At 53.7% G+C, this 25,002-nt stretch carries 22 protein-coding genes; 10 read left to right on the top strand and 12 right to left on the bottom strand.

Annotation, left to right across the window (positions count from 1 at the left end):
• Positions 1–13 precede the first annotated feature (13 nt).
• Together aceE and pdhR are read right to left on the bottom strand one after the other, a co-directional pair.
• Positions 14–2,680, bottom strand: coding sequence for a pyruvate dehydrogenase (acetyl-transferring), homodimeric type (gene aceE, locus DFO57_RS09095; protein ID WP_014592928.1), 2,667 nt, complete (start codon positions 2,678–2,680; stop codon positions 14–16).
• 102 nt (positions 2,681–2,782) lie between these two features.
• Positions 2,783–3,547, bottom strand: coding sequence for a pyruvate dehydrogenase complex transcriptional repressor PdhR (pdhR, locus tag DFO57_RS09090; protein ID WP_013024636.1), 765 nt, complete (start codon positions 3,545–3,547; stop codon positions 2,783–2,785).
• A 513-nt stretch (positions 3,548–4,060) separates the two neighbouring features.
• Between pdhR and aroP the strand changes: the two genes are divergently transcribed.
• From aroP to DFO57_RS09075, 3 genes are all read left to right on the top strand, one after another.
• Entirely contained in the window at positions 4,061–5,416 is a 1,356-nt protein-coding gene (gene aroP / locus DFO57_RS09085; protein WP_014592927.1) for an aromatic amino acid transporter AroP, read from the top strand.
• A gap of 176 nt (positions 5,417–5,592) precedes the next feature.
• Entirely contained in the window at positions 5,593–6,996 is a 1,404-nt protein-coding gene (locus tag DFO57_RS09080) for a glycoside-pentoside-hexuronide (GPH):cation symporter (protein WP_029571016.1), read from the top strand.
• Complete coding sequence (locus DFO57_RS09075; RefSeq protein ID WP_015700951.1) at positions 6,993–7,952, top strand: family 43 glycosylhydrolase; 960 nt, start codon at positions 6,993–6,995, stop codon at positions 7,950–7,952. The genes DFO57_RS09080 and DFO57_RS09075 overlap by 4 nt, the downstream gene beginning before the upstream one ends.
• Here the strand turns inward: DFO57_RS09075 and ampE are convergent.
• Together ampE and ampD are read right to left on the bottom strand one after the other, a co-directional pair.
• Positions 7,934–8,788: a beta-lactamase regulator AmpE gene (gene ampE, locus DFO57_RS09070; protein ID WP_013024632.1), complete on the bottom strand. Its 855-nt coding sequence runs from the start codon at positions 8,786–8,788 to the stop codon at positions 7,934–7,936. The genes DFO57_RS09075 and ampE overlap by 19 nt on opposite strands.
• A gap of 16 nt (positions 8,789–8,804) precedes the next feature.
• The gene (ampD, locus tag DFO57_RS09065) at positions 8,805–9,356 is read right to left on the bottom strand and encodes a 1,6-anhydro-N-acetylmuramyl-L-alanine amidase AmpD (RefSeq protein WP_014592923.1); all 552 of its coding nucleotides are present in this window, start codon (positions 9,354–9,356) and stop codon (positions 8,805–8,807) included.
• Between the two features lie 197 nt (positions 9,357–9,553).
• Between ampD and nadC the strand changes: the two genes are divergently transcribed.
• The 4 genes from nadC (at position 9,554) to hofC (ending at position 13,647) form a co-directional block, all read left to right on the top strand.
• Positions 9,554–10,450 (top strand): carboxylating nicotinate-nucleotide diphosphorylase, encoded by an 897-nt coding sequence (nadC, locus tag DFO57_RS09060; RefSeq protein ID WP_019106426.1) that lies wholly within the window; start codon positions 9,554–9,556, stop codon positions 10,448–10,450.
• Positions 10,451–10,627: 177 nt separating this feature from the next.
• Entirely contained in the window at positions 10,628–11,083 is a 456-nt protein-coding gene (gene ppdD / locus DFO57_RS09055; protein WP_014606580.1) for a prepilin peptidase-dependent pilin, read from the top strand.
• On the top strand, positions 11,070–12,455 hold the full coding sequence (gene gspE / locus DFO57_RS09050; protein WP_029571013.1) for a type II secretion system protein GspE: 1,386 nt from the start codon (positions 11,070–11,072) through the stop codon (positions 12,453–12,455). The genes ppdD and gspE overlap by 14 nt, the downstream gene beginning before the upstream one ends.
• Positions 12,448–13,647, top strand: coding sequence for a protein transport protein HofC (gene hofC / locus DFO57_RS09045; protein WP_089517591.1), 1,200 nt, complete (start codon positions 12,448–12,450; stop codon positions 13,645–13,647). Before gspE ends, hofC begins: the two co-directional genes overlap by 8 nt.
• A 40-nt stretch (positions 13,648–13,687) precedes the next feature.
• Here the strand turns inward: hofC and DFO57_RS09040 are convergent, their stop codons facing one another.
• Positions 13,688–14,728: a GMP reductase gene (locus tag DFO57_RS09040; RefSeq protein ID WP_013024626.1), complete on the bottom strand. Its 1,041-nt coding sequence runs from the start codon at positions 14,726–14,728 to the stop codon at positions 13,688–13,690.
• A gap of 225 nt (positions 14,729–14,953) precedes the next feature.
• On the opposite strand from DFO57_RS09040, the gene coaE reads away from it, so the two are divergent.
• The 3 genes from coaE to yacG are packed head-to-tail and all read left to right on the top strand — an operon-like array spanning position 14,954 to position 16,524.
• Complete coding sequence (coaE, locus tag DFO57_RS09035; RefSeq protein WP_014606583.1) at positions 14,954–15,571, top strand: dephospho-CoA kinase; 618 nt, start codon at positions 14,954–14,956, stop codon at positions 15,569–15,571.
• A gap of 3 nt (positions 15,572–15,574) precedes the next feature.
• Positions 15,575–16,318, top strand: a complete 744-nt coding sequence (gene zapD / locus DFO57_RS09030) for a cell division protein ZapD (RefSeq protein WP_013024624.1) — start codon at positions 15,575–15,577, stop codon at positions 16,316–16,318.
• Between the two features lie 8 nt (positions 16,319–16,326).
• Positions 16,327–16,524, top strand: a complete 198-nt coding sequence (yacG, locus tag DFO57_RS09025; protein ID WP_014606584.1) for a DNA gyrase inhibitor YacG — start codon at positions 16,327–16,329, stop codon at positions 16,522–16,524.
• A gap of 31 nt (positions 16,525–16,555) precedes the next feature.
• On the opposite strand, the gene mutT is transcribed toward yacG, so the two are convergent.
• The 7 genes from mutT to ftsQ form a co-directional block, all read right to left on the bottom strand.
• Positions 16,556–16,951, bottom strand: coding sequence for an 8-oxo-dGTP diphosphatase MutT (gene mutT / locus DFO57_RS09020; RefSeq protein ID WP_013024622.1), 396 nt, complete (start codon positions 16,949–16,951; stop codon positions 16,556–16,558).
• 137 nt (positions 16,952–17,088) lie between these two features.
• Positions 17,089–19,794, bottom strand: coding sequence for a preprotein translocase subunit SecA (secA, locus tag DFO57_RS09015; RefSeq protein WP_013024621.1), 2,706 nt, complete (start codon positions 19,792–19,794; stop codon positions 17,089–17,091).
• 71 nt (positions 19,795–19,865) lie between these two features.
• On the bottom strand, positions 19,866–20,372 hold the full coding sequence (gene secM / locus DFO57_RS09010; RefSeq protein ID WP_014606586.1) for a secA translation cis-regulator SecM: 507 nt from the start codon (positions 20,370–20,372) through the stop codon (positions 19,866–19,868).
• Positions 20,373–20,663: 291 nt separating this feature from the next.
• Positions 20,664–21,581 (bottom strand): UDP-3-O-acyl-N-acetylglucosamine deacetylase, encoded by a 918-nt coding sequence (gene lpxC / locus DFO57_RS09005; RefSeq protein WP_013024619.1) that lies wholly within the window; start codon positions 21,579–21,581, stop codon positions 20,664–20,666.
• Between the two features lie 101 nt (positions 21,582–21,682).
• On the bottom strand, positions 21,683–22,837 hold the full coding sequence (gene ftsZ, locus DFO57_RS09000) for a cell division protein FtsZ (protein WP_013024618.1): 1,155 nt from the start codon (positions 22,835–22,837) through the stop codon (positions 21,683–21,685).
• Between the two features lie 71 nt (positions 22,838–22,908).
• A complete protein-coding gene (gene ftsA, locus DFO57_RS08995; protein WP_006117681.1) occupies positions 22,909–24,165 on the bottom strand; it encodes a cell division protein FtsA in 1,257 nt (418 codons plus the stop codon).
• The gene (gene ftsQ / locus DFO57_RS08990; RefSeq protein WP_013024616.1) at positions 24,162–25,001 is read right to left on the bottom strand and encodes a cell division protein FtsQ; all 840 of its coding nucleotides are present in this window, start codon (positions 24,999–25,001) and stop codon (positions 24,162–24,164) included. The genes ftsA and ftsQ overlap by 4 nt, the downstream gene beginning before the upstream one ends.
• Between the last annotated feature and the right edge of the window lies 1 nt (position 25,002).

Below are 25,002 nucleotides of genomic sequence, written 5' to 3'. Positions count from 1 at the left end.
ACTCTGTTACCTCTTAAGCCAGACGCGGGTTAACTTTATCGGCATCGATCTTGAACTTCACGATCGCATCCGCCACGACTTTCTTATCGATTTCGCCACGTTTAGCCAGTTCACCCAGCGCGGCAACCACAACGTAAGATGCATCCACTTCAAAGTGGTGACGCAGATTTTCACGACTGTCAGAGCGGCCAAAGCCATCCGTACCCAGCACGCGGTAATCGCTTGAAGGCACATAGCTGCGAACCTGCTCAGCGAACAGCTTCATGTAGTCGGTGGAGGCCACGGCTGGCGCTTCGTTCATCACCTGAGCGATGTAAGGCACGCGTGGGGCTTCCGTTGGATGCAGCATGTTCCAGCGCTCACAGTCCTGACCATCGCGGGCCAGCTCGGTGAACGAGGTGACGCTGTAAACGTCTGAACCAATGCCGTAATCGGTCGCCAGAATCTGGGCAGCTTCACGCACGTGACGCAGGATAGAGCCTGAACCCAAGAGCTGAACTTTACCTTTGCTACCCTCAACGGTTTCCAGCTTGTAGATACCTTTACGGATACCTTCCTCGGCACCTTTCGGCATCGCTGGCATGTGGTAGTTTTCGTTCAGCGTGGTGATGTAGTAATAAATATTTTCCTGCGCTTCGCCGTACATACGAACCAGACCGTCATGCATGATGACTGCCACTTCGTAGGCATACGACGGATCGTAGGAGATACAGTTAGGGATCGTCAGTGACTGAATATGGCTGTGGCCATCTTCATGCTGCAAACCTTCGCCGTTCAGGGTGGTACGGCCTGATGTACCGCCGACCAGGAAGCCACGCGCCTGTTGGTCGCCCGCCAGCCACATCAGATCGCCAATACGCTGGAATCCGAACATCGAATAATAGATGTAGAACGGAATCATCGGCAGGTTGTTGGTGCTGTAAGAGGTTGCCGCCGCCAGCCAGGATGATCCTGCGCCCAGCTCGTTAATCCCTTCCTGCAGAATCTGACCTTTCTCATCTTCTTTATAGTAAGCCACCTGCTCACGGTCCTGCGGTGTGTACTGCTGACCGTTCGGGCTGTAGATACCAATCTGACGGAACAGGCCTTCCATACCAAAGGTACGGGCTTCATCCGCAAGGATAGGCACCAGGCGATCTTTGATCGATTTGTTCTTCAGCATCACATTCAGTGCACGCACGAACGCGATGGTGGTAGAGATCTCTTTGTTCTGCTCTTCAAGCAGCGCACTGAACTCTTCCAGCGCTGGCATTTCCAGCTTTTCAGTGAACTTCGGCTGACGTGATGGCAGGTAACCGCCTAACTTCTCACGCTGGCCGTGCAGGTAGTTGTACTCTTCAGAGCCTTTATCGAAGGTGATGTAAGGCAGAGATTCGATCTTGTCGTCTTCGACCGGCACGTTGAAGCGATCGCGGATGTAGCGAACGCCATCCATGTTCATCTTCTTCACCTGGTGCGCGATGTTCTTACCTTCGGCGGTGTCGCCCATACCATAACCTTTAATGGTATGGGCCAGGATCAGAACAGGCTTGCCTTTGGTGTCCTGCGCTTTTTTCAGTGCCGCATAGATCTTCTTCGGATCGTGACCACCACGGTTCAGTGCCCAGATTTCATCATCTGACCAGTCTTTCACCAGGGCTGCGGTTTCCGGATATTTGCCGAAGAAGTGCTCACGCACATAGGCACCATCACGTGACTTAAACGTCTGGTAGTCGCCGTCAACGGTTTCGTTCATCAGCTGGATCAGTTTACCGCTGGTGTCATTACGCAGCAGTTCATCCCAACGACCGCCCCAGATAACCTTGATCACTTCCCAGCCAGCACCGGCAAAAATGCCTTCCAGCTCGTTGATGATCTTACCGTTACCGGTGACCGGTCCATCCAGACGCTGCAGGTTACAGTTGATGATGAAAACCAGGTTATCCAGTTTTTCACGGGTGGCGATGGTGATCGCACCTTTGGATTCTGGCTCATCCATCTCGCCGTCGCCCAGGAAAGCGTAAACGGTCTGACCTGAGGTATCTTTCAGACCACGGTGTTCCAGATATTTCAGGAATTTAGCCTGATAGATGGCATTGAGTGGGCCCAGACCCATGGAGACGGTCGGGAACTGCCAGAATTCCGGCATCAGTTTAGGATGCGGATAAGAGGACAGACCTTTACCGTCCACTTCCTGACGGAAGTTATTCATCTGCTCTTCAGTCAGACGACCTTCCAGGAAAGCACGGGCATAGATACCCGGAGAAATGTGGCCCTGGAAGTACACCAGATCGCCGCCGTCTTTTTCACTGCGCGCGCGGAAGAAGTGGTTAAAACACACTTCATAGATGGTGGCAGAAGACTGGAAGGAGGACATGTGGCCGCCAAGTTCCAGATCTTTCTTCGATGCGCGCAGCACCGACATGATGGCGTTCCAGCGAATGGCGGAACGGATACGACGTTCAAGTGAGGTGTTGCCCGGATAATCCGGTTCATCTTCAACGGCAATAGAGTTGATGTAGTTACTGATTGCGGCAGCACCGCCAGCAACTTTCACACCGCCTTTGCGGGCTGCACTCAGCACCTGATCAATCAGATACTGTGCACGTTCAACACCTTCTTCACGGATGACCGATTCGATCGCCTGTAGCCAGTCACGAGTTTCAATCGGATCCACGTCATTGTGTAAACGTTCTGACATGGGGGTATTCCTTATCTGTGTCTAATACGTTGAAAAATCGGGAGCCTGTTAACGTCAGGGAGACAGGCTCGTCGCACATGTTCGCACGATCTTTGCCGCACGTTATTCCTTACGTTGCTGTAAACGACGCAGGGAGCGTTCTCGACGGCTCTGCTCCCGACTTCTGTCCAGCAAGATTTCCTCAATGAACGCCAGGTGACGGTGTGAAGCCTCGCGTGCTTGTTCCGGCTCACGAGCCACAATCGCCTCGAAAATTCTGGCGCGGTGACCGCTCACTTTCGCCAGCATTTCCCGGCGCGAGTAGAGCAATTCAAAATTCTGTCGAACGTTCTGTTCCAGCATAGGTCCCATTGATCGTAGCAAATGCAAAAGCACGACATTATGGGCTGCTTCTGTGACAGCGATCTGATACTTCATTACTGCGTCTGCTTCAGCGTCGAGATCGCCGCTGTCCTGCGCCTGCTGAATATGAAGATGGCAGTCGCGAATCCGCTGTAAATCCTCTTCTGTACCGCGCAGCGCGGCATAGTAAGCGGCGATGCCTTCTAACGCGTGGCGCGTTTCCAACAGGTCAAACTGCGATTCCGGATGCTCGGCAAGAAGCCCAACGAGAGGATCGCTCACGCTCTGCCAGAGATGTTTCTGTACAAATGTTCCGCCGCCCTGACGGCGTAGTAACAATCCTTTCGCTTCTAAACGCTGGATTGCCTCACGGAGAGACGGACGTGAAACATCGAATTGTTTGGCGAGTTCGCGCTCGGGGAGCAACTTCTCTCCCGGCTGCAGCGTCCCTTCCATAATCAGGGATTCAAGTTGCTGCTCAATGGCATCGGAGAGTTTGGGTTGACGAATCTTAATGTAAGCCATCTTCCCTTCTTAGTGTGCCTGTCTGATAAAGTAAATTGGTAATACCAATTCAAAAAAGGAGCCCGTAAAGTAACAAAGTATTCACCTTGTGTCTATACGGCATCGGTGACATTAAGGTGACGTAAGGCTGTGCTTTTGCATTAACTGTTGAGTTGAAAAGTGGAAAACAGGGTGTTAACTCAATGTTAAATTTTTTCGGGTTTACCTAAAATTACACAAAGCTCCCAGTTAAACCGATTTAGCTCGCTGCGCTTTCCTTTCGCTGCGTTCAGGTTCGTTTTTTACCCACCTCGTCAACATCCCCCCTTTTTCCGCTGCTTCTTTTTCAGCCAACTCGTAACAGGTAAAGCGAAAGCAGGTGCAAAGCCCTGCGCTTATCACTATTCTGGTCGGCAGGTTACAGCTGGCGGCATTACGCAAGTCAGATTCCCTAAAAATATCAGTCTTACGTGTATTTAATTCTTTACAGTCAGAGCATCCTGCGGCGAAGAATAACAACATCATGAGGTGTGTATGGAACAACAGCACGGCGAATCGCTGAAGCGCGGTTTAAAAAACCGCCATATTCAGTTGATTGCCCTGGGTGGTGCAGTGGGAACCGGCCTGTTTCTGGGCAGTGCGTCGGTTATCAAATCCGCTGGCCCGGCCGTTATTTTAGGCTATGCCATTGCCGGATTTATCGCTTTTTTAATCATGCGCCAACTCGGCGAAATGGTCGTCGAGGAGCCGGTCGCCGGCAGCTTCAGCCATTTCGCTTACAAATACTGGGGCAACTTCGCCGGTTTTGCCTCCGGCTGGAACTACTGGGTCCTGTATGTGCTGGTGGCGATGGCCGAGCTAAGCGCGGTGGGCAAGTATATCCAGTTCTGGTGGCCTGATTTTCCTACCTGGGCCTCAGCCGCCATCTTCTTTGTGCTGATCAACGCCGTTAACCTGACCAATGTAAAAGTGTTTGGTGAGATGGAGTTCTGGTTCGCCATTATTAAGGTGATTGCGGTTATTGCCATGATCCTGTTCGGCGGCTGGCTGCTGTTTAGCGGTACCGGCGGTCCACAGGCCACCGTGCGCAACCTGTGGGAGCAAGGCGGCTTTATGCCCAACGGCCTGGGCGGACTGGTGATGGTCATGGCCATTATTATGTTTTCGTTCGGCGGACTGGAGCTGGTAGGGATTACGGCTGCCGAAGCGGACAATCCTGAAACCACGATTCCTAAAGCCACTAATCAGGTGCTGTGGCGTATTCTGATCTTTTATATCGGTTCGCTGGCGGTACTGCTTTCTTTAATGCCGTGGACGCGCGTAACCGCAGAAACCAGCCCGTTTGTGTTTATTTTCCACGAGCTGGGCGATGCGATGGTGGCTAACGCGCTGAACGTCGTCATTCTGACTGCGGCGCTGTCGGTCTATAACAGCTGCGTTTACTGTAACAGCCGTATGCTGTTTGGTCTGGCGCAGCAGGGCAATGCACCTAAAGCGCTGCTGAACGTGGACCGTCGCGGTGTGCCCGTGATGAGTATTCTGGTGTCGGCCGTTGCCACGGCATTGTGTGTACTGCTCAACTTTCTTATGCCGGCTGAAGCGTTTGGCCTGTTGATGTCGCTGGTCGTTTCTGCCCTGGTCATCAACTGGGCGATGATTAGCCTGGCGCACCTGAAATTCCGTAAAAAGAAAAATCAGCAAGGCGTAACCACCCGATTCAAGGCCGTTCTCTACCCGCTGGGTAACTGGATTTGCCTGGTGTTCCTGGCCGGCATTCTGGTTCTGATGGCCATGACGCCGGGGATGGCCATCTCCGTCTGGTTGATTCCTGTCTGGCTGATCGTTCTTGCTATTGGCTATTTCGTCAAAAATAAGACGCAAAAAGCCTGATCCCCCTGCCCACCCGCAGCCATTATTCAGCGGGTGGGCCGTCACCAGACCCGACGCGGTTCACACTTCTTCTCGCATGGCTGTTTTGTCCATCATCGCAACGATTTATTGCCGCTCATCCTGCTGATTAAACATTAATACTTCTTTTCTGTTTAATTGTTCTGCAGGAAACATTAATGACAGGTAAAACCCTCTCGTTCAGAGAAAAGCTGGGTTACGGCATGGGTGATGCCGGCTGCAACATGATTGGCGGTGCCGTCATGTTATTTCTCAGCTATTTCTATACCGACGTATTTGGCTTAGCCCCGGCGCTGGTCGGTGTGCTGTTACTCTCCGTCCGGATTCTGGATGCCATTACCGATCCGATAATGGGCGCGATTGCCGACAGAACCCAAAGCCGCTGGGGGCGCTTTCGCCCCTGGCTGCTGTGGGTATCGGTGCCCTACGTTATATTCAGTGTGCTGATGTTTACCACGCCTGACTGGAGCTATCACAGCAAAGTTATCTGGGCGTTTGTGACCTATTTTTTCATGTCCCTGACCTACACCGCGATCAATATCCCCTACTGCTCGCTGGGTGGCGTGATCACTAACGATCCTGGCGAGCGTGTATCCTGTCAGTCGTACCGTTTTGTGATGGTGGGGATTGCCACGCTGATTCTCTCGCTGTCTTTACTGCCCATGGCAGAGTGGTTTGGCGGCGACAATAAAGCGCGCGGCTACCAAATGGCGATGGGCGTACTGGCCCTGGTCGGCCTGGCGATGTTCCTGTTCTGTTTCGCAAACGTCCGTGAACGTATTCATCCTGCCGTGCCGACAAATGATGACCTGAAAAACGATTTGCGCGATGTCTGGAAGAATGACCAATGGGTGCGCATCCTGCTGCTCACGCTCTGCAACGTGTGTCCGGGGTTTATTCGTATGGCGGCGACCATGTATTACGTGACCTGGGTAATGGGCCAAACGCCGCACTTTGCGACGCTGTTTATCAGCCTTGGCGTGGTGGGCATGATGCTGGGCAGTACGCTGGCCAAAGTGCTGACCGATCGCTGGTGCAAGCTGAAAGTCTTTTTCTGGACTAATATTGTCCTGGCCCTGTTCTCCTGCGGCTTCTACGGGCTTGATCCTCATGCCACCGTAGCAATCGTTATCGCTTACTTCCTGCTGAATATCCTGCATCAAATTCCTTCCCCCCTGCACTGGTCCCTGATGGCAGACGTGGATGACTACGGTGAATGGAAAACTGGCAAGCGCATCACGGGTATCAGCTTTTCAGGCAACCTGTTCTTTCTCAAGGTCGGGTTAGCGGTAGCAGGGGCGATGGTGGGGTTCCTGCTCTCCGCTTACGGTTACGATGCGGGAGCTAAGCAGCAATCCGCCCAGGCGATTAACGGCATCGTGCTGCTGTTTACCGTTATTCCTGGCATCGGCTATTTGATTACCGCGGGCGTAGTACGACTGATGAAAGTGGATCGTACCTTAATGCAAACCATCCAACGCGATCTTGCCCTGCGTCGCATCGCGGCACAGTCGGGCAGCAACCAGCCGCTGAGCGAGATCCAGACAGGAGCACTGAAATGAGTGAACACTGGCCGAACCCCTTTATCGAACGGCGTGCCGATCCTTTTATCCTGCGCCACAGAGAGCACTACTACTTTATTGCCTCTGTGCCGGAATACGATCGTCTGGAAATCCGACGCGCCAGTACGCTAATGGACTTACGCCACGCGGAGCCGGTGGTGATCTGGCACAAGCCCGATATCGGTCCCTTCAGCGAGCTGATTTGGGCGCCGGAGCTGCATCACATTGACGGTCAATGGGTCATCTATTTTGCCGCAGCGCCCTCGCGTGACATCAAAGACGGGCTGTTTCAGCACCGCATGTATGCGCTGGTTTGCGAGGGTGAGGATCCGCTCAGCGGCCGCTGGCAGCCTGTACGCCAGGTTTTGAGCCATATCGACAGCTTCTCGCTGGATGCCACTCACTTCGTTCATCAGGGTAAAAACTGGTATTTATGGGCGCAGAAAGATCCCGGCATTCCGGGCAATTCCAACCTCTATCTTGCGGAGCTGCGCAACCCATGGACGCTTAAAGGTAAACCGGTCATGCTGAGCCGTCCGGAATATGAATGGGAGTGCGCAGGCTTTAGTGTTAATGAAGGGGCGGCGGCGATAGTGCATGGCGATCGGCTTTTTATTACCTATTCCGCCAGCGCAACGGATGAGAATTATTGTATGGGCCTGCTGTCGATTCCGCGTGATGCCGATCCGCTTAATGCCCTGGCCTGGCAGAAGTCAGCGCGGCCGGTATTCTCAACCAGTTGGGAGAACCGCCAGTACGGCCCTGGGCACAGCTGTTTTACCCAGGATGAAGCGGGGCGGGATCTGCTGGTCTACCATGCGCGCAACTATACGGAAATTGAAGGGGATCCACTGTGGGATGGCAACCGCCACACGCGCCTGAAATATTTTTACTGGCGTGAAGATGGCACACCGGATTTTGGCGTGCCACCTGCGGATTACACCAGCGTCCCGTAAATGGTCAAGAGCGCCACGACCACCACTAATACCAGTGAAATGCGTTTTGCCAGCGCCACCGCAACACGTGGCGTAGCAACCTTATCAGTATGAGGATCGCGGGCCAGCGAAAACTGTGCCAGCGTCGTCAGCACATGGTATTGAGAGCGATGCCTGTCGGTTAATGATGCAAACCAGGCAGGCAACGCTTTTTCACCATGCCCCAGCAGCGCATAGGCAACGCCCGCCAGGCGGACCGGGATCCAGTCAACCAGATGCAAAAGCGTGTCTACGCCTGATTGCGCGCGCGCCATTGGCGTACCGTGTTTTGCCAACCAGCTTTGCCAGGCCCGTAAAAAGGCGTAGCCGACCAGTAAAACTGGCCCCCATGCGCCGCCCACCACAAACCAGAACATTGGCGCCAGATAGAAACGAAAGTTAATCCAGATAAGGGCGTTTTGTAACTCGCGTAAAAATTCGCGTTCGCTGCATTCAACCGGCACGCCGTGGATCAAGGTCAGTTCTGCCGCCATCGCCTGATGCGCGGCCGCCTCATCCCGACTCGCCGCCTGCAGATAGGCATGATAATGCTGACGCACCACACCGGCACCGATGCACAGTAATCCCACCACAATCCAGAACACAAGCTGCGGGATCCCAAACAGAATCCCTTTCAGGCTCCACACCACCAGCGCAGTCAATGCCATCACGACCAACAACATCAACAGAGTACGCATGAGGGAAACCTGCCGACGGCGACGAAAAACAGGTTCAAGCCGATGATCCAGTTGCCAGTGCTCTCCCAGCTTAAACAGCCGCTCCCAACCTAAAACCAGTAACAAGGTAAATAACGTCATAGTTACTCCAGATGAATCACGATTTTTGTTGCGGTAACCGCTGCAGATAATATTGCCAGTTAAACGCCGGTCCGGGATCGGTTTTACGTCCCGGTGCAATGTCGCTGTGTCCGGTAATGCGAGCAGGCGTTATCGGATAGTGCTGTAACAAAATTTGCGTGACCTGATGCAGCGCGTGGTATTGCGCTTCGGTATAGGGCTCAACGTCCGTTCCTTCCAGCTCGATACCGATGGAGAAGTCGTTGCAGTTTTCCCGCCCTTCAAACTGCGATATGCCTGCATGCCAGGCGCGTTGATCAAAAGGAACATATTGCACAATCTCGCCATCACGACGAATTAAGCAGTGGGCTGCAACGCGCAAATGCGCGATATCAGCAAAGTAGGGATGCGCGTCTGAGGGCAGTGTGCCCGTGAACAGTTTATCGATCCACGGCCCGCCATATTCGCCAGGCGGCAGGCTGATATTATGAATGACCAGAAGAGAGGGCGCCTCGTTGTGCGGCCGTTCATTACAGTGGGGTGACGGTACCTGGCGCACACCGGTCAGCCATCCATGTTCTAATTTCATACTGATTTCTCATCGCGAAGTCGAATTGAGAATAGCATGAATTCTAAGGCATTATTGCGCCAAAATGCGCCGCGCTCTCCTCACTCTCGCCCGTTTGTTAAGTATACTAAACAAAAATCCCCTCGGGGCTGGCACCGCTTTGTTATCCAGGATATGGTAATCCCACTGTTATCTGTCTTTTGCTGGAGCTGAACGCTATGTCTGTGCGTCGCTATGATCCTGACAGTCGCCGGAGTGCGCTGCTTGAACGTATTGAAAATGATATTCCTGAAACGGTCGCACGCGCATTACAGGAAGATCTTGGCGGTGAGGTAGACAGCGAACGGGATATTACCGCCCAACTGTTGCCCGCCGAAAGTCGCGCCCACGCCCGGGTGATTACCCGCGAAGCCGGTGTTTTTTGTGGTAAACGCTGGGTAGAGGAAGTCTTCAACCAGTTGGGTGCCTATACCGCGCTGACATGGCACGTGGAAGATGGCCAAACGCTTACGCCGGATCAACTGCTGTTTGAAATCGAGGGCCCTGCCCGCCTGTTGCTCACCGCCGAACGCACCGCCCTGAACTTTGTGCAAACGCTGTCTGGCGTTGCCACCGAAGTCAGTCGCTATGTTGCGCTGCTGGAAGGCACACAGACTCAGCTTCTGGATACACGCAAAACCCTACCAGGGCTGCGCACAGCTTTGAAATATGCGGTGCTGTGCGGTGGCGGCAGCAATCACCGTCTGGGTCTGTCAGATGCCTTTTTGATTAAAGAAAATCATATCATTGCCAGTGGTTCGATTCGCGAGGCCGTGGAAAAAGCCTCCTGGCTCTATCCGGATGTACCGGTCGAAGTCGAAGTTGAGTCGTTAAAGGAGCTACAGGACGCGCTTACGGCGTCGGCCGACATCGTCATGCTGGACAACTTCACGCTGGATGAGATGCGCGAGGCGGTGAAGATAACCGAGGGCCGTGCGCTGCTGGAAGTCTCAGGCAACGTGACCGAAACGACGATCCAGGAGATTGCTCAGACCGGTGTGGACTATGTTTCCGTCGGCGCACTGACTAAACATGTCCATGCCCTGGATCTTTCTATGCGCTTTGACGCTAAATAACAGCTTGTGCCGTGCCGCTTGGCACGGCCTGTTTTGTGCTATTTCTTCCAGCGTAACCGCTGTATTGCTGTAACCCGCTGTATTTACTGCCTGCCCTTTTCCACTCTTTCCTTTTGCTGCTGTTAACGCCATCACAGGCTTTTTAAACTGCGACCTTCTTATTCAGGAGGTAATGCAATGATCTCTCAACGTGGATTCACGCTGGTCGAGTTAATGATTGTGGTCGGCATCGTGGCAATACTCAGCGCTATTGGGTTGCCCGCCTACCAAAATTATCTGCAGCGCGCCGCGCTGACCGACATGCTGCAAACGATGGTGCCGTTTAAAACGGCGGTTGAGCTTTGCGCCATTGAACGCGGCGGCCCGGACGCCTGCCAGGCCGGGCAGCGAGGGATTCCGCAAGGCACAACATCACGGTATGTTTCAGCGGTCACCGTCGTGAACGGCACGATCACCCTGACCGGACAGGAAAGCCTTAACGGGCTAAGCGTTGAAATGCTGCCCGTGTGGGACAGCAATGAAGGCAGCATTCAGTGGCAGCGCACCTGTACCAGCGCTAACACCACGCTACGTGATAATTGTCAGGAGCAGTTCCGCTTTGCCGATCGGGGAGGTGCCTATGCCCACGTCTGATGATGCGATTGCGCTCATCTGCCAGCGCTTTCGGGCGATTGTCCTTGAGCACAGTGCGACACACTTGCGCCTTGCCGTTCCTGAAAGCGTCCCGGCGGGCCTGATGGAGGCATTACAGTTTGCCAGCCAGTGTCAGGCAGAGGTGGAGTGCTGGCCTCGTGCCCGGATAGAACAGTTTGAATCGATGCGTAAACCTTTGGTGGCCAATGAAAAAGCTCCCGGCGAATCGACCATTGATACGGCCAGTCAGCTTTTGCGCCAGGCAACTCTGCGTCGTGCATCGGATATTCATATCGAACCTTATCAGAGCACTCTGCGTATTCGCCTGCGGATTGACGGGGTCCTGCATTCTCTCCCCCTGCAGTTTGATACACAACCGGCTGCGCTGCTGGCACGACTGAAAATTCTGGCCGGTCTGGATATTGCCGAACGGCGCCTGCCTCAGGACGGACAGTTTAGTTGTGACATTGACGGAAAATCGGCCTCTTTTCGGCTCTCTACCCTGCCCGTTCAGGGCGGCGAAAAAGCCGTCGTTCGCCTGCTTCAGAGTGAGGGCGCGGCCTTGTCGCTGGATAAGCTGGGATTACCCACCGCGCAGTTACGCCTTCTGACCGCCGCGCTCAGGCAGCCACAAGGGCTGATTTTGGTAACGGGCCCTACCGGGAGTGGCAAAACCTTCACGCTTTACAGTGGCCTGAGCGCGATCAACCAGCCTGATAAGAATGTCTGCAGCGTGGAAGATCCTGTTGAAATTCCTCTCCCCGGTATCAACCAGACCCAGATTAATCCAAAGTATGGCCTTGATTTTAATCGCGTGTTACGCGCCCTGTTACGTCAGGATCCGGACGTGATGATGGTCGGTGAAATACGTGACGGCGAGACGGCGGAGATTGCCGTTAAGGCAGCCCAGACCGGTCATCTGGTTCTCTCTACCCTGCATACTAACTCGACAGCGGAAACCCTGACGCGCTTGCGTCAAATGGGCATTCCCGGTTATCTGCTGGGTTCCGCACTTCGTCTAATCGTTGCCCAGCGGCTGGTCAGGCGTTTGTGCCCTCACTGCCGTAAGCCAGCACAGGCGGTTGCCCACTTTCCCGCCTCACTTTGGCCCGGAACGTTACAAACCTGGCGGGCGCCGGGCTGCGATCACTGCTTCTCCGGTTATTTTGGTCGGCTGGCCTTGTTTGAATTACTGCCCATAACGGCTAAGTTACAAAACGCCATTGCCGCCGAAATGCCACTTGAGGGCTTGCTGAGTCTGGCAAAACAGCAGGGCATGCGCACCCTGCTGGCATCAGGTCTTGAAGCCGTCAGCCGTGGGGATACCTCCCTGGAAGAAATGCAGCGCGTTGTCGGACTGGATAATGACTAGCCTTTATGTGTATCGCTGGCATGCGGTAGACGGCAGCGGAAGGTTGCAAACGGGCCACCATCTTGCGCCTGACGGCGAGACGTTGTTTTCTGACCTGGCACAGCGTCATTTACTGCCCGTCAGCTGGACGCGGGGAAAGGTGATGCGGCGAAGAGACTGGAAGTGGCAGCACAAAATTGATTTGATTCGCCAGCTCGCCACGCTGCTTAAGGCAGGCCTTCCTCTGTCACAAAGCCTGAGCCTGCTTGCCGAAGGACATTCGCAGGCGCCCTGGCGAGCCTTGATGCTGGCCCTACAACATCAGATATTAGCGGGCGAACCTTTTTCCAGCGCCTTACGACAGTGGCCGCAAATATTTCCCCCGCTTTACCCGGCGCTCATGGAGGTGGGTGAGCTGACGGGCCAGTTGGATGTCTGCTGCGAGCAGCTGGCACAGCAGCAAACGCGCCAGCAACATTTGCGGAGCAAGGTGATCAAGGCGCTGCGCTATCCGCTGTTTATTCTGGCCGTCGCACTGACCGTTACCTGCGGCATGCTGCTGTTCGTCTTGCCGGAGTTTGTTTCCGTGTATGCTTCCTTCAATGCTCCCTTGCCTGCGTTCACTGCGGCCGTGATCGGGCTCTCTGAGCGATTACAGGCATGGGGATTCCCGCTAAGTGGATTGATTATTCTGCTGGTCGCAGGGTGGCAACAGTGGCGGCGGCGTTCTGAAAACTGGCAGCGGCGCGAACAGCGCGTTTTGATGCACATTCCGATCGTTGGCGGGCTATGGCAGGGCAATCAGCTGACACAAATCTACAGCGTTCTCCAGTTGACGCAGCAGGCTGGCCTCACGCTGCTACAGGGACTTGAGGCAGCGAAAGTCACCCTGTCCTCGCGACTGTGGCAGGACGCCATCAGGCTGCTACAGAACCACATTGCGCAGGGTAATCCCCTGTATCTGGCGCTGAGCAATCATCCCTTATTTAGTCCGCTCTGCAGCCAGTTGATTCGCGTGGGGGAAGAGGCTGGCGCACTGGATGTGATGCTGGCGCGCCTGGCTGAATGGCATGAAGGGCAAACGCTGGTGCGGGCTGATAACCTTGCCGCCTCGCTGGAGCCTGTCATGATGGTGGTGATTGGCGGCATCGTTGGCACGCTGGTGATTGCCATGTATTTGCCGGTGTTTGGGCTGGGAGAAGCGATGCAGTAAAGGCGCTGTATAGCCCTTACTGCATACGCAGCAGGCAACCTTAACGATTAAAGGTTCGGTTTTCCTGCTCGGCGACCCGAATAAAGGTGGTGCGCTTGGTTAACTCTTTCAGACGCTCAGCGCCAACATAGGTGCAGGCAGAACGAAGACCACCAAGGATATCGCGGAGGGTTTCCTCTACCGGCCCGCGTAACGGAAGCTTCACCGTTTTGCCTTCGGCCGCGCGGTATTCTGCGACGCTACCGGCATGACGCTTCATGGCCGATTCTGAACTCATGCCGTAGAACAGCATGAAACGCTCACCGTTTTCTTCTGTTATACGACCTTCGCACTCATCATGCGCCGCCAGCATGCCGCCCAACATGACGAAGTCTGCGCCACCACCAAAGGCTTTTGCGATATCGCCGGGTACGCTGCAGCCACCGTCGCTGACGATCTGACCGCTCAGACCGTGCGCTGCATCGGCACATTCAATAACCGCAGAAAGCTGGGGATAGCCGACACCCGTTTTGACTCGCGTGGTGCAAACTGAGCCAGGCCCAATGCCCACTTTGACGATATCCGCCCCAGACAGGATGAGCTCTTCCACCATCTCACCGGTTACCACGTTACCCGCGCAGATTGTCTTGCCGGGAAACGTTTCACGGGCACGCTTCAGGAAATCAACAAAGTGTTCAGAGTAGCCGTTGGCGACGTCGATGCAGATAAATTGTAGCGCATCGGAGATCGCCATGATCGCAATCAGTTTATTGAGATCGGCATCCGAGGTACCGGTTGAAACCATGACATAGTTCAGTACTGAACCCGGCACGCGCTGAACAAAGGCCCGCCACTCTTCCACGCTGTAATGCTTATGGACGGCCGTTAAAAGATGAAAACCTGCCAGCGCCTCAGCCATCATAAAGGTGCCAACGGTATCCATATTGGCGGCGATAACCGGGACGCCGCTCCAGCTCAGACCGGAATGCTTAAAGGTGAATCGGCGATCCAGCTCAACCTGTGAGCGACTTTTCAGCGTGGAGCGCTTGGGGCGAATCAGTACGTCTTTAAATCCCAGTTTCAAATCTTCTTCAATGCGCATACATCGTGTCCTGGTAAGAGGTTATACACTGCCGTACATGACGCCATCAGGGTTTTCCCTGTCTCATGATACGCGCCATTCCAGCCGCAACAAGACTGCGAATTTCACTTTATTTACGCTACAATCCATTACATTCAGATGCGGATTTTTAGTGTGATCCGGCACGCATTTTTTCCTGTAACGACGCGTTGACCTGCGTGATACTGACCGACTAAGAGAGTTCGAGTGAGAAATCCCCCCTACACCGTGGCGCTGACTGGCGGAATTGGCAGCGGTAAAAGTACGATTGCCGGGTATTTTGCTGCGTCCGGTGTCGATATCATTGATGCGGATGTCATTGCACGCGAAGTCGTTGAACCCGGCACGCCAGCGCTTCAGGCCATTATCGAACGCTATGGCGATGCGATATTGACCGAACAGGGAACCTTGCAACGTTCACGGCTTAGAGAAATCATCTTTGCGACGCCCGATGAGAAAAACTGGTTAAACGCGCTGCTTCACCCGCTTATTAATGCCCGGACGCAACAGCTTAAAGCTCAGGCGGCCTCACCTTATGTTTTGTGGGTCGTGCCCTTGCTGGTCGAAAACCGGCTGCAGCGCCAGGCCGATCGCGTGCTGGTGGTCGATACCGACGAAGAGACGCAGCTCAGACGAACGCTGCAGCGCGATAATGTTTCTCTTGAGCAGGCTAAACGTATTCTTGCAGCACAGGCCACTCGCCAACAGCGCCTTGACTGTGCTGACGATATTATTGATAACAGTGGCGCACCTGAAAAGGCGCTACCCCAGGTTGCCAAGCTTCATCAGCTTTATCTAAAGCTTGCGGCAACGAGACAGGATTAACCCATGAGTACAGTCGTTCTGTTTGAACATCCACTGAATGAAAAAATGCGTACCTGGCTGCGCGTGGAATTTTTGATCGACCAGCTGCATGACATTATGCCGCTGGAAAACACCGCCACGGCACTGACTTTTTTCCGCCTGGTTGGCGAATTACTGGATATCTTCGAGCGCGGCGACATGCGCACCGAGTTGCTGAAAGAACTTGAACGCCAGCAAACGAAACTGCGCGCCTGGGCGGATGTCCCCGGTGTCGATATGTCCGTGGTCGATGCATTGCGTGACAAACTCAAAGCGCAGTCTGTTTTGCTTAACAGCGCCCCACGAATGGGCCAGCAGCTGCGGGAAGATCGTCTGATTGCCCTGGTGCGCCAGCGACTCAGCATTCCCGGCGGATGCTGTAGCTTTGATTTACCCGGCCTGCACATCTGGCTGCACCTGCCCCAGGCGACGCGCGACGCGCAGGTGACGCGCTGGATGGAAACGCTTATCCCGCTGCACAGTACGCTGGCGATGTTGCTGGATTTGATTCGCCAGTCAGGCACCTACCGTTTACAAACCAGTTTGAATGGGTTTTACCAGGATAATGCTGAAGGCGCTGATTTACTGCGGCTGCAGCTGGAAATGGAGGATGCGCTGTATCCTCAGGTTTCAGGCCATAAAAGCCGTTTTGCGATTCGTTTTATGCCATTGGACAGTGAGCGCGGCGAAGTGCCTGCGCGCCTGAATTTCCAACTGGCCTGTTGTTAGAGGTGAACATGCAGGAAGAGATAATGACGGTGGAATGTCCACAGTGCGGTAAAACGGTGATCTGGGATGAACTCAGTCCGTGGCGGCCATTTTGCAGTAAACGCTGTCAGTTGATCGATCTGGGCGAATGGGCGGCGGAAGAGAAGCGCATTCCCAGCAGTGATGATTTAAACGACAGCGACAACTGGAGTGAGGAAGAGCGCTGAGTGAGACGTGGGGCTTTGTTGCCCCACTCTGTTAAAGTTCGCCCGCCACCAGACGTGCGATCAGCTCATGATTCGCCGCAGGAAACTCATCGGCGATCAGCGCCTGTTGATCGACCCAACGCTGTGGTTGCCCTTCTTTGCCCCAGGGTTCTCCTTTCCAGCCTTCCACCAGAAAAAAGTGCAGCGTCACGCGCAGGTCATCGTAAGTGTGATCTTTCGTGCCAATTGCCCGCGCCTGCGTCACTTCAATCCCGGTTTCTTCGGCCAGTTCGCGCACCAGCCCTTCCTCTGCGCTCTCACCGGCTTCAATTTTGCCGCCGGGAAATTCCCATTTATTGGCCATATAGGAAGAGGCCGCACGCTGGGCAAGGAAAATTTGTTTACTGGCATTACGAATGATGCCGACTGCAACCTGCAGGTGCTTCATGAAAATATCCCGAAGAGTGGGTGAATGAGGGCTGATTCTAAAACATGTTAAGCAGGTTGTTAACCGCTCAGGGGGCCGAATGGTCAGCGGAAAAGTAAAAAAAAAGGAGCCAGTGGCTCCTTTTCGTTAACCGCTTATCAGGCCAGACGACCGTGACACTGTTTGTATTTTTTACCTGAACCGCACGGACAAGGATCGTTACGCCCCACTTTGCGCTCACCACCCTGCTGCGCAAGAGATTCCGCTGCCAGAATTTCTTCGCTGGCGTGGCTCAGATGCTGCTGTTGCGCCAGACGCTCGGCCTCTTCACGACGCTGTTGCTCCATCGCTTCAACCTCTTCCGGCATGCGCACCTGGACTTTGCTCAGCGTGCTGATCACTTCGTACTTCAGCGTTTCCAGCATCGCGGCAAACATGGCAAAAGATTCACGCTTATATTCCTGCTTAGGATCTTTTTGCGCATAGCCACGCAGGTGGATGCCCTGACGCAGATAGTCCATTGCGGCCAGGTGCTCTTTCCACAGCGAATCCAGCGTTTGCAGCATGACGCCTTTTTCAAAGTTGCGCATCATTTCTGCGCCGACAATCTCTTCTTTTGCCGCATAACTTTCGGCCGCGTGCGTCATGATACGTTCACGCAGTGTCTCTTCATGCAGATCCGGTTCTTTGTCCAGCCATTCGCTAATCGGCAGATCCAGATCGAAGTCGTTACGCAGGCGCTCTTCAAGGCCCGGTACATCCCACATTTCTTCCAGCGACTGAGGTGGAATGTAGCTGTCGATAATGGATTTATAGACGTCTTCGCGAATGCTGTTGATAGTGTCTGATACATCGGACACATCCAGCAGTTCATTACGCTGGCTGTAGATAGCACGACGCTGATCGTTGGCCACGTCGTCATATTCCAGCAGCTGCTTACGAATATCGAAGTTACGGCTTTCCACTTTACGCTGTGCGTTGGCAATGGCTTTGGTCACCCACGGATGCTCAATGGCCTCGCCAGGTTTCATGCCCAGCTTGCGCATCATGTTTGAAACACGATCCGAAGCAAAGATACGCATCAGCGCATCTTCCATTGACAGGTAGAAGCGTGAAGAACCGGCGTCACCCTGACGGCCTGCACGACCGCGCAGCTGGTTATCGATACGGCGAGATTCATGGCGCTCAGTACCCACGATATGCAGACCGCCAGAGGCCAGCACCGCATCATGACGAATCTGCCAGGCGGCTTTAATCTCGTCGATTTGCGCATCGGTTGGGTTTTCAAGCTCGGCAACGTCCGCATGCCAGCTACCGCCCAGCATGATATCGGTACCACGGCCCGCCATGTTTGTCGCGATGGTAACCGCGCCTGGTTGACCAGCCTGCGCCACGATGTCCGCTTCGCGGGCGTGAAACTTAGCATTCAGTACGTTGTGTTTAATGCCTGCACGTGTCAGCTCGTTCGATACCACTTCTGATTTTTCGATGGAGATCGTACCCACCAGAACCGGCTGCCCGTTAGCCGTACGCTCACGAATATCTTCGATGATGGCGTCAATCTTCTCTTTCTCGGTCATATAAACCAGATCGGCAAGATCTTTACGCACCATCGGACGGTTGGTCGGGACAACAATCGTGTCGAGTTTGTAGATGGAACTGAACTCAAACGCTTCTGTATCAGCCGTACCGGTCATCCCTGCCAGCTTGTCGTAGAGGCGGAAGTAATTCTGGAAGGTGATTGACGCCAGCGTCTGGTTTTCGTTTTGAATTTCAACGCCTTCTTTGGCTTCAACGGCCTGATGCAGACCATCTGACCAACGCCGGCCCTGCATCGTACGACCCGTGTGCTCATCAACAATGACAACTTCACCCTCTTTGACGATGTAATCAACGTCACGCGTGAACAGCGCATGGGCGCGAAGCGCAGCGGTAACGTGGTGCATCAGCATGATATTGGTCGGTGAATAAAGCGACTCACCTTCTACCATGATGCCCTGGCTCACCAGCAGTTCTTCAACTTTGACCAGGCCGCGCTCGCTCATATGTGCCTGGCGCGCTTTCTCATCAACCCAGTAGTCACCTTCGCCCTGGAAATTGTCTGAGTCTTCTTTTTCCTGACGAATCAGATGAGGAATGATTTTATTCACTTTGGTGTACAGGTCTGAACTGTCTTCTGCCGGACCCGAGATGATTAATGGCGTACGGGCTTCATCAATCAGGATGGAGTCAACCTCATCCACCAGTGCATAGTGCAGCTTACGCTGTACGCGCTCGTCAGGGCTGAACGCCATGTTGTCACGCAGGTAGTCGAAACCGTATTCGTTGTTGGTACCATAAGTAATGTCTGCGGCATAAGCTTCACGTTTGGCGACGGAAGGCAGGCCTGACATGTTGATCCCGACGCTCAGGCCAAGGAACTCAAACAGGGGGCGGTTATTTTCCGCATCACGCTGGGCCAGATAATCGTTGACGGTAACGACGTGTACGCCTTTTCCGGTTAACGCGTTCAAATAGGCTGGCAGGGTTGCCGTCAGGGTTTTACCTTCACCGGTGCGCATCTCTGCAATACAGCGGTTATTCAGCACCATCCCGCCAATCAGCTGCACGTCGAAGTGGCGCATGCCAAACACACGCTTACTGGCTTCACGTACCGTCGCAAAAGCTTCAGGAATCAGGCTTTCGAGTGATTCCCCTTTTTTCAGGCGCTCACGGAACAGCTCAGTTTTGGCTTTCAGTTCTTCATCAGAGAGCGCTTCGAATTCCGGCTCCATCTTGTTGATGATATCAACGTTTTTACGCATACGGCGCAAAGTACGATCGTTGCTGCTACCAAAAACTTTGGTCAACATTTTGATTAACATAATAAATATATTCTCAATTCAGCCGGGTCACCCGGACTGCGAAATCTAAAATGGGATTTAAAGCACAAAGATTAGCAGAACAATGGCGCGGGTCCGGCACGGATACCGTGCACTTTGCCGTGTCCGTCAGCCTGTGAGGATACCGGAGCAGCAGGAAGAGGTTGCGGGGACAAACCAACAGGGATGCCGGACTGTGCCGCCTGAGACGTTAATAACGCATGAAGGGAATCAATCAACGCCAGCTTTTGTGCGGCCAGCGGATGCACCTGCTCTTCCGCCTGCGCCTGTGGCGTTAACGTGAAAGAGAGATGGCGGATAACCGTGCGAATGGCATGCTGGTGCCAGTAGTCAACCGTAAAACTGGGGCGTCGCGAGGCTTCCTGAAGACGGATCAAATGATCAAAACGGACCGCATTGCCAATGAACAGGCTACTGGCTGAGGCTTCGGATGCCGTATTGAGTTCAGTGGTTTGCGCACACGCCGGCAAGCCAAGACTGGCCGCCACCATTCCCAGGAGGAAATGAGGCCAGAAATAGCGTCTACCTATTTGTCGCCAGCGTAGAAAAATTCCGATCACAATTGTTCCATTGCGCATAACATTTTAATTATTCACTGCTGTTTTCAGCAGCATGCAGCCTGTAAAAGCGCCAGAGATAGTAACACTAATGTGGCGCGGCGACACCTGAGTTTAGTGCGACAGTGGGAGAAATCGCGCGCGATTGTGCAGCAATTCAGCAATTGGTCGTTCTGAGCGGAGAATGCTGTCGCAACAAGCAGAAATGAATGGCGAGGCAATAAAAAAACGGCTGGTGCAACTGACCGGAGAGAGTGTCAGCGCAACCAGCCGTTTTTACGTTCTGAGCCGATATCAGGCCAGAACCAGATTAGGTGCTTTAAACGCCAGTGGCAATTCAGCTTCGTCTTCGAAGGTCGCCCATTCCCAGGCTTCCTGCTTCGCCAAAACGGCCTGCAGCAGTTTGTTGTTCAGAGCATGACCCGATTTGTACGCGGTAAACGCGCCAATAACGTTATGGCCACACATAAACAGATCGCCGATGGCATCTAACATTTTGTGACGCACAAACTCGTCTTCAAAACGCAGGCCTTCTTCATTAAGCACGCGGAAATCATCAAGGCCAATCGCACAATCTAAACTACCGCCCAGGCACAGGCCTTTAGACTGCAGATATTCGATTTCACGCATGAAGCCAAAAGTACGTGCACGGCTGATCTGACGAACAAACGCTTCGGCAGAGAATTTCATCTGGTAACGCTGAGAGCTGGAATCGATAGCCGGGTGATTGAAATCAATGGTGAAATCAAGCGAGAAACCGTTGTAGGGTTTGATCTCAGCCCATTTGTCACCGTCTTCAACACGCACGGTCTGCTTAACACGCACGAATTTCTTCGCGCTGTTCAGCTGCTCGATGCCTGCATCCATCAGCAGATAGATGAAAGGCGCTGCACTGCCGTCCATAATTGGGATTTCTGGCGCATCAACTTCGACAATAATGTTGTCAATGCCCAGACCTGCCAGTGCGGCATTTAAGTGTTCAACTGTCGAAATACGCACGCCTTCATCGTTCACCAGGCAGGTGCTCAGCATGGTGTCGCGCACGTATTTTGCATCAGCCGGAAAATCAACCGGTGGATTCAAGTCAGTGCGACGATAGATGACCCCGGTATTAGCCGGCGCAGGGCGCAGGGTCAGGCTGACTTTCTTGCCGGTATGTAAACCGACACCTGTCGCCTGAACAATACGTTTTAATGTCCTTTGTTTGATCATCGTTATTATCTCGCAATATCGCTTTCCGACCGCCAGTATACGTTACCAGCGGGCGAACACTTTAGCACAAAGAGCGGGAAATCCCAATTATAAGGTTATTCCTAGTCGGCCTGCTTGCGCAAAAACGCCGGAATATCAAGGTAATCGGGCTCTTTGTTTGACTGTGCACTCTGATCGTTTACCACTTTCGCAGCAGGTTTTTGCTCCTGCGGCAGCGGGGACATACCATGCTGCTGGTAACGATGATCCATGACAGGCTGGCTGGCAGGTTTGTTCGTTACCAGCGTGATCTCTGGACGCTTATCCATGCCGATACCGGTTGCCACCACGGTGACGCGCAGTTCGTCATTCATCTCTGGATCCAGAGAGGTACCAATTACAACGGTCGCGTTGTCTGAAGCGAAGGCGCGGATAGTGTTACCCACGGTTTCGAACTCATCCAGACGCAGGTCGAAGCCCGCAGTAATGTTGACCAGCACGCCGCGCGCACCAGAGAGGTCGATATCTTCCAGCAGTGGACTGGAGATCGCCATCTCAGCGGCTTCTTCTGCACGGTCTTCACCACAAGCCACGCCTGAACCCATCATCGCGTAACCCATTTCTGACATCACGGTACGTACGTCAGCAAAGTCCACGTTCATCAAGCCAGGACGGGTAATCAGCTCGGCGATCCCCTGTACGGCGCCTTTCAGCACGTCGTTAGCCGCACCAAACGCGTCGAGCAGGGAAATACCACGTCCGAGAACTTTTAACAGCTTGTCGTTTGGGATAGTGATCAGTGAATCCACGTGCTTGGACAGCTCAGCGATCCCCTGCTCAGCAAAGGCCATGCGCTTTTTGCCTTCAAAATTGAAGGGCTTGGTCACGACCGCAACGGTCAAAATACCTAGATCTTTGGCCACTTCAGCCACAACAGGCGCAGCGCCGGTACCGGTACCGCCACCCATACCTGCTGCGATGAACACCATGTCTGCCCCTTCCAGCGCAGAACGCAGTGCTTCGCGATCTTCCTCTGCAGAGTTACGGCCGACTTCCGGGTTCGCACCCGCTCCCAGTCCTTTGGTAATGTTATTACCAATCTGGATGGTCTGGCCGACTGCTGTTTTACGCAACGCCTGCGCGTCGGTATTCACAGCGAAGAATTCCACACCTTCGATACGCTCGCGTACCATGTGCTCTACGGCGTTGCCACCGCCACCGCCGACGCCGATGACTTTAATCACCGCGTCATTGGTTAATTCCATAGGTTCAAACATGATTTCTCTCCGTTATGTGCCTGTCGCCTGGAGATCACTAAAGAAAACAGCATGATCCCCTTTTACAAAAATTAAAACTCTTTTTTTAACCAACTATTAATACGTTTAAACCAGTTACCCACGGAAACGCGCTTTTCAGCCTCTGCGTCACCGTTCATATGTGACTCTTTACCGTAGTGCAACAGCCCGACCGCCGTGGAATAGTAAGACTCCTGGGCGTAGTCCGTCAGGCCAGTAATGTTCAGCGGCTGTCCAATGCGCACCTGCGTATGGAATACGCGCTGTGCGCAGGCTGCCAGACCTTCAATCTGCGCCGCGCCGCCGGTTAACACAATCCCGGCTGCCAGATGGTGCTTTACGCCCTGCTGGCGAAGCTGTTCCTGTAACTGCAAAATCTCGTCATTGACCAGATTTAAAAGCTCGGTATAACGTGGCTCAATCACCTCTGCCAGCGTCTGACGTTGCAGGCTTCGTGGCGGACGTCCGCCTACGCTCGGCACTTCAACGTTTTCATCTTTACCTACAATCGATCCTAGCGCACAGCCGTGACGCACTTTAATGGCTTCCGCATCGGTGGGCGGCGTACCAAATGCGTAGGCGATATCGCTGGTTACCACATTCCCCGCATAGGGGATCACCTTAGTATGACGCAATGCACCGCCAGTATAGACGGCGATATCCATTGTGCCGCCACCAATATCCACGACACAAACACCCAGCTCACGTTCGTCTTCGGTCAGGACCGCAAAGCTGGACGCCAGACCGGCAAAAATCAGTTGGTCAACTTTGAGGCCACAACGTTCAACGGCTTTAACAATATTTTTTGCCATGTCGTTGTGACAGGTGATCAAATGCACCTTTGCCTGCATGCGCACACCAGACAGGCCGACCGGATTTTTGATGCCTTCCTGGTAGTCGATAGCATATTCCTGCGGAATAACGTGCAGGATACGATGCTCATCACGAACGCGCACTGACTTCGCAGTATGCACCACGTTCTCGACATCATCCTGAGTCACTTCCTCTTCGGAAATCGGAACCATCCCGATTTCGTTCTGACAGCTGATATGTTTGCCCGATAATGCAAGGTAAACAGAGGAGATCTGGCAATCCGCCATCAACTCAGCCTGATCGATGGCGCGCTGAACGCATTTCACCACCGACTCAAGATCGTTTACGCCGCCTTTATCCATACCGCGGGACGGACAACTGCCGACCCCAATAATATTGACCATACCATCGGGCAGAATTTCCCCAACCAGGGCGGCGACCTTCGCAGTGCCGATTTCGAGTCCAACTACCAGTTTTCTGTCCGTTGCCTTGATCATTGTTGTTTAGCCTGTGCCTGGTTTTGTTGCTGATTACTGTCCTGTGGATCCATCACTATCGGTGTCCAGCCAACAGAAGCGCCAGAGTCATAGCGTAAATCAACCGAGTTGATGCGCTTGTGTTCATTCTGACCTTGCTGCAGCAGCACCGGATAGAGCTCAATAAAACGATTCAGACGCTTCATGGTATCGGTCCGCCCCAGCTCAATGCGGACATCATCGCTGGTCACTAACTGCCATGAACGTCGCGCCGTCATCGACGCCACCTTCAGGGTAAACTTCCTGGCCTTCAGCACGTCATCCATACTGTGATAACCCGCCAGCACCTCTTTTTCACTGCCTTCTGGACCGTATAACATCGGCAGCGTTTCTTTACCCATGTGGTTAGCCGGGACGCTGAATGACACACCGTCGCTGTCCACCATGTGTGAGTCATTCCAGCGCGCTACCGGTGTAAACTCCACCAAATGAATTTTCAGTTCGTCTGGCCACTGCTTACGCACACTAACCTGTTTAATCCATGGCAACCGTTCTATCTGCTGCTGGATCACGTTCACGTCCTGCGACATAAACGTGCCCGGTGAACCCAGTGACAAAATCGCCTGACGAATATCGTCATGGGTTGTGTAGTGCAGTTGCCCTGTGACCACCAGCTTCGACAGGGGTAAACGGGAGGCATCGTTCATCCACTTCAGAACGACCAGGCCACCCGCAATCATTACGCCCATCACCATCAGCAGAAACACGATGCCGAAGAGCCGGGCACCGTTACTGCGACCGGTGCGTGCCCGCTCCTGCGCTTCACGATTACGTACATTCATCGCCGCCTGTGACATA

This window comes from Pantoea sp. AG702 (assembly GCF_003182295.1).
GTDB lineage: Bacteria > Pseudomonadota > Gammaproteobacteria > Enterobacterales > Enterobacteriaceae > Pantoea > Pantoea ananatis.
This window is presented reverse-complemented; position numbering and strand designations above follow the sequence as displayed.